A 10298-nucleotide genomic window follows, 5' to 3' on the forward strand; every position below is an offset into this window, starting at 1 on the left:
GCGATCACTGGAAGCTGGTGTGGACGGCGGTGACCGCCTGCTGGTCGATCCGCACCCCGGCGCGGTTCTGGATGTCGGTGGTGAAGGCGCGGTAAAGGTCATTGGCCACGGCGGAGGCGGCGCGGTCGCGCAGCAACCCGGCCAGCGCCTCGGCCTCGGGGGTGGTGCGGTCCACCGGGGTCACCGCATCCAGCCGCAGGATCAGCGCGCTGCCATCGCCGGGCAGGGTGGCGGTGGTGCCGGGCTCCAGCGTGAAGGCTTCGGGCAGCAGCGCGTCGGGCAGGCCTTCGATGCGGGCATCGCGGGTCAGACCCTCTTCGGTGACGGGCTCCAGCCCCAGATCCGCAAAGCTTTCCCCGGCGGCGATGCGGTCCGCCAGCGTGCGGGCCTGTGCCAGCAGCGCCTCGGTGGCCTGTTCGGCGTCATAGCCCTGTCCGACCTGATCGCGCACCGCGTCAAACGGCTGCGGGGCGGGCGGGCGGATCTCGTCGAGCCGCAGCGCGAAGATGCCGCCATCGCCCAGATCGCGGATCTCGGGGTAATCCTCGGCGGTGATCGCGGCGGCGGCCTCGCGGAAGGCGTCATAGCCCGCGATGCCGCTGTCGCTGGCTTCGGTCCAGTCGATCTGGCCCAGATCCAGCTCGGTCTCCTCGGCCAGATCCTCCAGCGTGGCGCCACCCGCCAGTTCGTCGTCAAGGCTCTGCGCCATGCCCGCGATCACGCGGCGGGCGCGGTCCAGCGCCAGTTCGTCGCGCAGCTGCGGCACGGCATCCTCATAGGGGGTTTCCTGCGCCTCCAGCACGCCGTTTACGCGGTAAAGCGCGGGCCCCAGATCGGAGGGCAGCGGCCCGACGACCTGACCGACCTCTGCGGCAAAGACCGCAGCGCCCGCCTCGTCCAGCGCGCCCTCGGGCAGATCGCCCAGATCGATGTCCGACAGCGCCAGTCCGCGCTCGTCGACCACGGTTTCGAAATCGGTCTCGCCTGCGGTGATGCGGTCCAGCGCCGCCTGTGCCTCGGCCTCGTTGCCAAAGACCAGACGTTCCACCAGCCGCCGCTCCGGCAGGTTGTATTCGGCGATCCGCTCTTCATAGGCGGCGCGCAGCGTGTCCTCGTCCACCTCGACCGTATCGAGGATCATGTCCGGCGTGATCCATGCATAGGTGAGGGCCTTGGCTTCGGGCAGGGTGAAGAGGTCGATGTTTTCCTCATACCACGCCTGCAGATCCGCCTCCGTAGGCACGGGCAGGCCGGTGGTCAGGCTGTCGCGGCCAAGCCGGGCCCAAGTGAAATTGCGGGTCTCGCCCGCCCAGGCCAGCAGCGTGTCCACATAGGTGTCGGGCAGGGCGGTGCCGGACAGGATCGCGCCGGTCAGCAGCGAGCGCGCGCTTTCGCGGCGCAGATCCTCTTCGAATTCCGCCTCGCTCAGCCCGGCATTGCGCAGCGCCATGGCGTAGCCGTCGCGGCTGAAGCTGCCATCGGGGCCCTGAAAGGCAGAGATTGCCGCCAGTTCCTCGGCCACCTGCGCGTCGCCCACCGACAGGCCGATGCGGCGCGCTTCCTCGTCCAGCGCGGCGCTGGTGACCACCTGCGCCAGCGCGCGGTCGGTCACGCCCCATTGCTGCGCCTGTGCCATGGTGACCGGCTGGCCGGTCTGGGCCTGCAGCGCCTGCATTTCATTCTGCAGCGTCCGCGCATAGGCGTCGGAGGTGATCTCGGTCTGGCCGACATCGCCCAGTCCCCGCACGCCGCCCGAGAAACTGACCGTGCCGAAGGCGCCGAAGCCCATCACCACAAGGATCAGAAGGCCCCAGACAAGGGTCTTGGTGATGCTGCTTTTGCCGCGTGCCATGGAAGCCTCGTGTTGTCTTGGTTCTGGCGTGGTCTACTTGGCCGGACCCGGGGTCGCAAGAGCCCAGTCAAGCGCTGCGAGCCGGTCGAAGAGCGTGGCGATCTGCGCGCGGTCCACATTTGCGAAGGCCAGCCGGAACTGCCGGGCGCCGCGCGGGTCGTCCACGGGCATGAACATGGTGCCGGGCAGGGCCAGCACCGACGCCTCTGCCACCAGCCGGGGGGCAAGCTGCGCCGAGCTTTCCGCGAAGGGATGTTCCAGATAGGCGAAATAGGCGCCAAGGCCCAGCAGGCGCCAGCCCTGCGCCTCCAGCTGCGGCATGTGTTCGGCGATGGCGGCGCGGCGGTCAAGGATTTCGGCCCGTTCGCCCGCCACCCAGTCGCCAAGGTTGCGCAGGCCCCAGAGGGCTGCGCGCTGGCCCAGCTGCGGCGCGCAGATGGTCACGGTATCAAGGAATTTCTCGATTTCGGGCAGCAGCGAGACGGGGCCGATCACCGCGCCCACCCGATGCCCGGTCAGCCGGTAGGCCTTGGAAAAGCTGTAAAGCTGCACCAGCGTGTCGCCCGCATCGGCGAGCAGGTCATGCGGCGCGCCGCTGCGGCTGTCGAAATCCTTGTAGGTTTCGTCAACGATCAGGTGAAGCCCCGCCTCGCGCGCCAGATCCAGAAAGCCGCGCAGCACCTCGGCGGGATATTCCGCGCCGCCGGGATTGTTGGGCGAGACCAGCACGATGGCGCGGGTGCGCGGGGTCAACAGGGCGCGGGCGGTCTCGGGCTGCGGGATCAGGTGGTCATCGGCGGGCAGCGGCACGGCGCGCACGCCGTCCATGTCGAGCCACATCTTGTGGTTGAAATACCACGGCGTCGGCAGCAGCACCTCGTCGTCTTCGCCGCAGATCGCCGAAATGGTCGCGGCAAAGGCCTGATTGCAGCCTGCGGTGATGGCCACCTGTTCGGCGGCGACCGGCGCGCCGTAATGGGCCGACCAATGAGCGGCAAGCTCCGCGCGCAGCTCGGGCAGGCCCAGCACCGGGCCGTAAAGATGGGTGGCGGGGTCGGCCAGTGCCTCCGCCATCGCGGCGACAAGCGGCGCGGGCGGCGGCTCCACCGGGGCGGCTTGGCTTACGTTGATAAGCGGACGGTCGGCGGGAAACTCCACCCCGGCCAGCCAGCGCCGCGCCTCCATCACCGGGGGGGCAAAGGTGGTCTGGGTGCGGCTCATGCGGCTCATGTGGTGGTCTCCCTGTCGATGCCGGCGGACGCTAGCAGCGGGAGGGGGCGGGGAAAAGGGGGGTCACCCTTCGGCGGCGTCAAAGCGGGCGCGGGCGGCGCGGATCGCGCCATGATGCCGGTCGGCCCAGACCAGCAGCAGACCGATCGGATCCAGCGCCGACCGGCCCAGATCGGTCAGGCTGTATTCCACCGCAGGAGGCTTGGTCGGAAACACCTGCCGCGCCACCATCCCGTCGCGTTCCAGCTGCCGCAGCGTCTGGGTCAGCATCCGCTTGGAGATGTCGCCGACCTGCCGGTGCAGCTGCGAAAACCGGCGCGGACCGGGTTCCAGCGCCACAAGGATCAGCAGCGTCCATTTCTGGCCGACCCGGTCCAGCACGTCGCGCACCGGGCATTGCCCGGCATCGGCGGGCGCCCCCGTCCATTGCGCGACGCTGTCCAGCATCCCGCGCACCGCCACAAGGTTCCCTTGCTGTGCCTTGGTCATCAAAAGGTGCCTCCTTCACGGATCGCCGGGGGTGGTCTAGATCAGAGACCATAGACCGTCTGTGAACCGCAGACCATATGCAAGGATGCTGCCATGACCTCTTCGCTTGACTATCTCGTCACCGGCGCCAGCGGACAGCTGGGCGCGCTGGTGCTGGCCGGGCTTCGCGCCGCAGAGCCCGGCGCGCGGATCGGCGCGCTGGTGCGCCGCCCCGAGACCGCCGAGGCGCTGGAGGCGCAGGGCTTTGAGGTGCGGCTTGCCTCTTATGACGACAGCGCGGCGTTGCAGGCGGCGCTGCAGGGCGTGGGCAAGCTGCTGCTGGTCTCCTCCAGCGAGGTGGGCAAACGCGCGGCACAGCATGGCCGCGTGATCGAGGCCGCCATGGCCGCAGGCGTGGGCTTTGTCGCCTATACCTCGATCCTGCGCGCCGACAGCTCGCCGCTGACCGTGCTGCCGCCGGAACATCTGGAAACGGAGCGCGCGCTTGCCGCCTCGGGGCTTGACCATGCCGTGCTGCGCAATGGCTGGTATACCGAGAACTACGTGATGAGCGCCGCCCCCGCGCTGGCCCATGACGCGCTGATCGGCGCGGCGGGCGAGGGGCGGATCTCCTCTGCCGCGCGGGCGGATTACGCCGCCGCCGCCGTGGCGGTGCTGACCGGGCCGCAGCCCGCGTCCGGCACGGTCTATGAACTGGCGGGGGATGACAGCTACACCCTGTCCGACTTTGCCGCAGCGCTGTCCGATCTGGCGGGAAAGCCCGTGCCTTACGTCAACATGACCGAAGCGGCCTATGCGGCGGCGCTGACCGGGGCGGGGCTGCCCGCGCCGCTGGCCGAGATGCTTGCGGACAGCGATGCGGGCGCGGCGCAGGGCGGGCTTTACAGCGACGACCACACGCTGTCGCGGCTGATCGGGCGCCCCACCACACCGTGGCGCGACACGCTGAGCGCGGCGCTGTAGGCGCGGGCAAGGCCGGGGCGCTCAGGCGCCCCGGTAGGGTTCCACATATTGCAGGGCCATGTCCCACGGGAAGAAAATCCACGTGTCCTGGCTGACCTCGGTCACATAGGTGTCGACCATGGGCCGCCCCTTGGGCTTGGCATAGACGGTGGCGACATGCGCCTTGGGCAGATGGGCGCGCACCACTTCCAGCGTGCGCCCGGTATCCACCAGATCGTCGACGATCAGCACACCCTCGCCATCGCCCATCACCTCCATGTCGGGAAACTTGATGACGCGCGGTTCGGACTGGGTCTGGTGGTCATAGCTCTTGACCGAGATCGTATCGACCATGCGGATGTCCAGCTCGCGCGCAACGATCATCGCCGGGGCCATGCCGCCCCGGGTGATCGCGATCACGGCGCGCCAGTCGCCTTGCCCCTGCAGCCGCCACGCCAGCGCGCGGCTGTCGCGGTGCAGCTGGTCCCAGCTGACGTGGAAACCTTTTTCGTGGGGCAGACGGTCCATGCGCGTGTCTCCGGCTCAGGTTTTGGTGATGTCGGGGGCGTCGACGGCCTTCATGCCGACAACGTGGTAGCCAGCGTCGACGTGATGCGTCTCGCCGGTGACGCCCGACCCCAGATCGGACAGCAGATAAAGCGCGGAGCCTCCGACATCCTCGATGGTCACGTTGCGGCGCAGCGGCGAATTGTATTCGTTCCACTTCATGATGTAGCGGAAATCGCCGATGCCGGAGGCGGCCAGCGTCTTGATCGGACCCGCCGAGATGGCGTTGACGCGGATGCCGTCCTTGCCCAGATCCTCGGCCAGATAGCGCACGCTGGCTTCCAGGGCCGCCTTGGCCACGCCCATCACGTTGTAATGCGGCATGATGCGTTCGGCGCCGTAATAGGTCAGCGTCAGGGCGGAGCCGCCCCGCGTCATCATCTTTTCGGCGCGCTGCATCACGGCGGTGAAGCTGTAGACCGAGATGTCCATGGTCATGGTGAAGTTGCCGCGGCTGGTGTCGACATAGCGCCCGCGCAGCTCGTTCTTGTCGGAAAAGCCGATGGCATGCACGATGAAATCGAGACTGTCCCAGCGGTCGCGCAGGCCGTCGAACAGCCCGTCGATGGAGGCCTCGTCGCCCACGTCGCAGGGCAGCACGATGTCAGAGCCCATTTCCGCCGCCAGCGGACCGACCCGCTTTTTCAGCGCCTCGCCCTGATAGGAGAACGCAAGCTCGGCCCCGGCCCCGCGCAGCGCCTTGGCGATGCCCCAGGCAATGGACTTGTCATTGGCAAGTCCCATGATCAGGCCACGTTTGCCCGCCATCAGAGTGTTTGACATCCCGCATCTCCACCCGGCATTGAAATTCTCGAACCCTTTAGGCGATTGCCGGGGGGGCATCAAGAGCAGCCTCTTCCCAGAGGCAGAAGGAGCAGGATCATGACCGACCGGGACGGGATTTTTGCCGGGGACGACCCCTTTGCCATCGCGCGCCGCTGGCTGGCCGAGGCGGAGGCGACAGAGCCCAACGACCCCAATGCCATCGCGCTGTCCACCGTGGATGCCGATGGCATGCCCAATGCGCGCATGGTGCTGCTGAAAGAGATCGAGGCCGCAGCTTTCGTCTTTTACACAAATTACACCAGCACCAAGGCGCGGGAGATCGAGCAGGCGGGCAAGGCCGCCTTCGTGATGCACTGGAAGTCGCTGCGCCGCCAGATCCGTGTTCGCGGCACGGTTGTGCGCGAAGAGGGGCCGCAGGCGGATGCCTATTACGCGTCGCGGTCGATGAAGTCGCGGCTGGGGGCGTGGGCCTCGGCGCAGTCGCAGCCCCTGTCCTCCCGCGCGGCGCTGATGGCGGAGGTGGCGAAGGTCACCGCGACCAAAGGTCCGAACCCGCCGAGGCCGCCATTCTGGGGCGGATTTCGCGTGACGCCGACGGAGATTGAATTTTGGGCGGACGGCGCCTTCAGGTTGCACGATCGCTTTGTCTGGCGTAGGAATTCCGAGGCCGATCCGTGGGCTATCCACAGGTTAAATCCATGAATTTCACGTCGCGTGAACGGCTGGCAGGCAGAAAATACAGGTTGCAATGACTTGCATTCCCGCATCCGCTTGGCGAAAGAGGGACGGGGATACGCAGACTACCAGTGGAAACGCATTTGACACAGAACGAGAGCGAGACGCGCCGCGTACTTGGCCGCGTGAAGTGGTTCGATCCCGTCAAGGGTTTCGGCTTCGTCATCGCGGACGAGGGTGGTCCGGACATCCTGCTGCATGCGAATGTGCTGCGCAATTTCGGCCAAAGCTCGGTGGCCGACGGGGCGCGGATCGAAATTGGCGTGCAAAAGACCGAACGCGGGATTCAGGCCACCGAGGTTCTGAAGATCGAGCCGCCCGAAGCGCCCCCGGGGGCGCCTCTGGCCGATTTCGAAGGGATCGACCCCGAAGTGATGCGCGCCGCACCGCTGCAACCGGCGCGGGTGAAGTGGTTCGACAAGGCCAAGGGCTTTGGATTTGCCAATATCTTCGGCAAATCCGAGGACGTGTTCATTCACATTGAAGTGTTGCGCCGCTCGGGTCTGGCGGATCTGCAGCCCGGCGAAGCGCTGGCGATCCGCGTGATCGACGGGCGCCGCGGCCAGATGGCAACGGAGGTTTCGGCATGGGAAACGGCACTTTCCGTCTCTGTCTGAGCGCGCTTGCGCTGGCACTGATCGGGCAGGGGGCGCAGGCCGCGTGCCGGGACGATACCGTCTGGCTGCGCGGCGACTGGGGCTCTGCCAGCTTCCGCGTGGAGATCGCCGATGATGCCGCCTCCCGCGCGCAGGGGCTGATGCATGTCGAAGAGATGCCCGCCAGCGCGGGGATGCTGTTTGTCTATGAGCGCGAGGCGCCGGTGTCGTTCTGGATGAAGAACACGCTGATCCCGCTGGATATGGTGTTTGCCGACGCGCAGGGCCGCGTGGTGTCCGTGCATGACCGTGCGGTGCCGGGCGATCTGACCCCCATCCCCAGCGGGGCGCCGTCGCAGTTCGTGCTGGAAATCAACGGCGGGCTCGCGGACCAGCTGGGCATCGTGCCGGGCAGCGAGATGCGCCATCCGGCGATTGCCGAGCCTGTTTGGCCCTGCGAGTGATTTCGTGTCTTTCCAATCCGCGTTCCCGGTTGTAAGCGGGTCCGCGTCGGGGCGTAGCGCAGCCTGGTAGCGCGACGGTTTTGGGTACCGTAGGTCGTAGGTTCGAATCCTATCGCCCCGACCAGTTTTCTTCCCTGCCGCAGCCTGCGGTCCTCCGGACAGAGGGGGTCATGCGGGCGACACGGCAGGCGGATTGCCAGTTCACAGCTTCGTGTATCAGAAAAAGCCGTGGCCCGTCAGGGGCTTGGGCTAATTTCGCATGGGCGCTGAAAAAGCTTCTGAAACTCCTGTCGCGTGCCATCCGTGCCTACGGGGCCACGTTGCTACAGGAGGACTCATGGCACATCTTGCGAACAGCTACACGTCTTACGCGGCCTTCCTTGAAGGGGCGGATGCGTTCTGGAAAGTCGACTTCGATGCGCTCAACAGTTCCGGCGTCTCCGGAACCGCAATCCTGGCCACGGCCACCGAGGAGGATGGCACCCAATATCTGAACGTCGCGATCACCGCCGAGGGGCTGACGCCCGGCATCGGCCATATCCAGCACATTCATGGCCGGTTCGACGAGGCGGGCAATCCGATCAATTCGGTCTCGCCGACGCTGGCCAATGACACCGACCGCGACGGCATGGTCGAGGTTCTGGAAGGCGTGGGGCAGTATGGCGACGTGCTGCTGACGCTGCAGGACGCTGACGGCGAATTCACCCCCAGCGATGCCATGGGGCAGCTGAGCTTCTTCCAGTCCTACGATCTGGGTGATGACAGCCAGTTCATGAGCCCGGTGACCGGCACGCAGTATGAAGCGTCCGACATCATGCCGCTGGCCCTGCGCGAGATCGTTCTGCACGGCGTCACCGTGCCGGATGGCATCGGCGAGGGCACGATGGGCGAGGTGAATGGCGGTGAAAACGGCTTCATCCCGATCCTTCCCGCCGCTGCGGGCGAGATCGAGGCCATCGACATGGCCGAAGCCATGCGCCTTCTGGGCGTGCAGCGCGACATCGCCAGCGATATGTTCAACCTTGGCAACGGCAACGACACCTTTGGTGCCGGGCCGGGTGATGACACGGTCTTCGGCAATGGCGGCGACGACTTCCTGAATGGCGGCGCCGATGATGACGTGATCTCCGGCGGTGCCGGGAATGACCGGCTCATCGCCGGGTCGGGCCGCGATGCCGTTGATGGCGGGCTGGGCAATGACACCATCGATGCCAGCGTCGCCGATGACAACCAGATGGATGCCGCAAGCGGCGCCGCTGCTGGCAACCTGCCGCTGTCGGAATATGACAACGGCCTGACCGGCGGGGCGGGCAATGACCTGATCCGCGGGCGCGACGGCGATGACATCATCACCGGCGACGATGACAGCCGCGTGCAGGCCGTGACTGGCCGCGCCTTTGATGCCATGGCTGATGGCGCCGACACCATCTTTGGTGGTGCGGGCAATGACGAGATCCACACCGGCAGCTGGGCCGATGGCGATCAGGGTCTGGCCAATGTCTCTACCGGCATGATGGGCGACGTGGCCTATGGCGAAGCGGGCAATGACATCCTGCGCGGCGCCAATGGCGATGACTACCTGCATGGCGGCACCGGCAATGACAATATCGGCGGTGGTCTTGGCGCTGACACGCTGATCGGCGGCGAAGGGTCGGACACCTATCTGGTGGATGACGCGGCGGCGATGGTCATGGAAAGCCGCAAGTGGGAAGGCACCGATACCGTCATCTCCACCGTGGACTTTGCGATGGGCCGTCAGCACATCGAAAACCTGACCCTGTCGGGTACGGCGGATCTGACCGGTGTGGGCAACGGCCTTGCGAATGTCATCACCGGCAATGCGGGCAGCAACACGCTGGACGGCATGGGCAACCTTGACACCCTCGTGGGTGGCATGGGCGATGACATCTACCGTGTGCGCAACGGTGCCGAAACCATCGTCGAGATGGACGGCCAGGGCACCGACAGCGTCTTTGCCTTCAACAACTACCTGCTGGCCGACAATGTCGAGAACCTTGCGCTGCAGACCACAGCGGATCTCAACGGTATCGGCAACGCCATGGACAACATGATCACCGGCAATTCCGGCGACAACGTTCTGGCGGGCCGGGGCGGCAATGACTGGCTGCGCGGTGGCGCCGGTGCCGACAGCTTCGTGTTCGACATGACCCCGAATGCCGAGTCCAACGTCGACATCATCGCCGACTTCGGTGTGGGCGACGACATGATCGTGCTGCGCAGCAAGGTCTTCTCGGGCCTTGATGCCGAAATGGACGGCACGCTGATGGCGGACCAGTTCGCCATGGGCAGCATGGCCATGGATGCAGATGACCGCATCATCTACGACGCCGAGCTGGGCAATGTCTATTACGACGCCGATGGCGCGGGTGGCATGGACCAGATGCTGTTCGCCCGCATCTCCAACGGGGCGATGCTGGAAGCCGACGATTTCATGATCGTCTGATCCTGATCGCGACTCACGTCGCGCGGGACCGGGGGGCAGCGGGCGACCGCTGCCCCTTTTTTGCGTCGGAATGCGCAAACCCGCTGTGGCATTGCTGCAGCGCGGATCAGCACCCTTGGCGCGGGTCGCGCGCGGGCCGGGGGGCTTGTGGATAAGCCGGGCACCGGGGGCGG

General features: G+C 66.5%; 10 protein-coding genes and 1 tRNA gene. 6 read left to right on the forward strand and 5 right to left on the reverse strand.

Going from position 1 to position 10298, the window contains the following annotated elements; translation table 11 throughout:
* Window positions 1-4: 4 nt before the first annotated feature.
* From BLR51_RS12420 to BLR51_RS12430, 3 genes are all read right to left on the reverse strand, one after another.
* Entirely contained in the window at window positions 5-1852 is a 1848-nt protein-coding gene (locus BLR51_RS12420; RefSeq protein WP_089847361.1) for a peptidyl-prolyl cis-trans isomerase, read from the reverse strand.
* 33 nt (window positions 1853-1885) lie between these two features.
* Complete coding sequence (locus tag BLR51_RS12425; protein WP_089847363.1) at window positions 1886-3082, reverse strand: aminotransferase; 1197 nt, start codon at window positions 3080-3082, stop codon at window positions 1886-1888.
* Between the two features lie 63 nt (window positions 3083-3145).
* Entirely contained in the window at window positions 3146-3571 is a 426-nt protein-coding gene (locus tag BLR51_RS12430; RefSeq protein WP_089847365.1) for a winged helix-turn-helix transcriptional regulator, read from the reverse strand.
* 93 nt (window positions 3572-3664) lie between these two features.
* On the opposite strand from BLR51_RS12430, the gene BLR51_RS12435 reads away from it, so the two are divergent.
* Window positions 3665-4534 (forward strand): SDR family oxidoreductase, encoded by an 870-nt coding sequence (locus tag BLR51_RS12435; protein ID WP_089847367.1) that lies wholly within the window; start codon window positions 3665-3667, stop codon window positions 4532-4534.
* 21 nt (window positions 4535-4555) lie between these two features.
* Here the strand turns inward: BLR51_RS12435 and gpt are convergent, their stop codons facing one another.
* Together gpt and fabI are read right to left on the reverse strand one after the other, a co-directional pair.
* Window positions 4556-5041, reverse strand: a complete 486-nt coding sequence (gene gpt, locus BLR51_RS12440) for a xanthine phosphoribosyltransferase (RefSeq protein WP_089847369.1) — start codon at window positions 5039-5041, stop codon at window positions 4556-4558.
* Window positions 5042-5056: 15 nt separating this feature from the next.
* Window positions 5057-5863 (reverse strand): enoyl-ACP reductase FabI, encoded by an 807-nt coding sequence (gene fabI / locus BLR51_RS12445; protein WP_089847371.1) that lies wholly within the window; start codon window positions 5861-5863, stop codon window positions 5057-5059.
* A gap of 99 nt (window positions 5864-5962) precedes the next feature.
* On the opposite strand from fabI, the gene pdxH reads away from it, so the two are divergent.
* The 5 genes from pdxH (at window position 5963) to BLR51_RS12470 (ending at window position 10125) form a co-directional block, all read left to right on the forward strand.
* Entirely contained in the window at window positions 5963-6568 is a 606-nt protein-coding gene (gene pdxH, locus BLR51_RS12450) for a pyridoxamine 5'-phosphate oxidase (protein ID WP_089847373.1), read from the forward strand.
* A 116-nt stretch (window positions 6569-6684) separates the two neighbouring features.
* Window positions 6685-7218, forward strand: coding sequence for a cold-shock protein (locus tag BLR51_RS12455; protein ID WP_230794385.1), 534 nt, complete (start codon window positions 6685-6687; stop codon window positions 7216-7218).
* Window positions 7188-7661 carry a DUF192 domain-containing protein gene (locus BLR51_RS12460; RefSeq protein ID WP_089847376.1) on the forward strand — a complete coding sequence of 158 codons (474 nt, stop codon included), beginning with the start codon at window positions 7188-7190 and terminating at the stop codon, window positions 7659-7661. Before BLR51_RS12455 ends, BLR51_RS12460 begins: the two co-directional genes overlap by 31 nt.
* Window positions 7662-7708: 47 nt before the next feature.
* A tRNA-Pro gene (locus BLR51_RS12465) sits at window positions 7709-7785 on the forward strand.
* 213 nt (window positions 7786-7998) lie between these two features.
* Window positions 7999-10125 (forward strand): calcium-binding protein, encoded by a 2127-nt coding sequence (locus BLR51_RS12470; RefSeq protein WP_089847378.1) that lies wholly within the window; start codon window positions 7999-8001, stop codon window positions 10123-10125.
* The last annotated feature ends 173 nt before the right edge of the window (window positions 10126-10298 follow it).

It is taken from the genome of Salipiger marinus, from assembly GCF_900100085.1.
Classification (GTDB): Bacteria; Pseudomonadota; Alphaproteobacteria; order Rhodobacterales; family Rhodobacteraceae; genus Salipiger; species Salipiger marinus.

What these genes read in the sequence shown, in the direction of transcription:
- BLR51_RS12420 (WP_089847361.1), bottom strand. Translation starts at nt 1,852, where the DNA reads ATGGCACGCGGCAAAAGCAGCATCACCAAGACCCTTGTCTGGGGCCTT.
- BLR51_RS12425 (WP_089847363.1), bottom strand. Translation starts at nt 3,082, where the DNA reads ATGAGCCGCATGAGCCGCACCCAGACCACCTTTGCCCCCCCGGTGATG.
- BLR51_RS12430 (WP_089847365.1), bottom strand. Translation starts at nt 3,571, where the DNA reads ATGACCAAGGCACAGCAAGGGAACCTTGTGGCGGTGCGCGGGATGCTG.
- BLR51_RS12435 (WP_089847367.1), top strand. Translation starts at nt 3,665, where the DNA reads ATGACCTCTTCGCTTGACTATCTCGTCACCGGCGCCAGCGGACAGCTG.
- gpt (WP_089847369.1), bottom strand. Translation starts at nt 5,041, where the DNA reads ATGGACCGTCTGCCCCACGAAAAAGGTTTCCACGTCAGCTGGGACCAG.
- fabI (WP_089847371.1), bottom strand. Translation starts at nt 5,863, where the DNA reads ATGTCAAACACTCTGATGGCGGGCAAACGTGGCCTGATCATGGGACTT.
- pdxH (WP_089847373.1), top strand. Translation starts at nt 5,963, where the DNA reads ATGACCGACCGGGACGGGATTTTTGCCGGGGACGACCCCTTTGCCATC.
- BLR51_RS12460 (WP_089847376.1), top strand. Translation starts at nt 7,188, where the DNA reads ATGGGAAACGGCACTTTCCGTCTCTGTCTGAGCGCGCTTGCGCTGGCA.
- BLR51_RS12470 (WP_089847378.1), top strand. Translation starts at nt 7,999, where the DNA reads ATGGCACATCTTGCGAACAGCTACACGTCTTACGCGGCCTTCCTTGAA.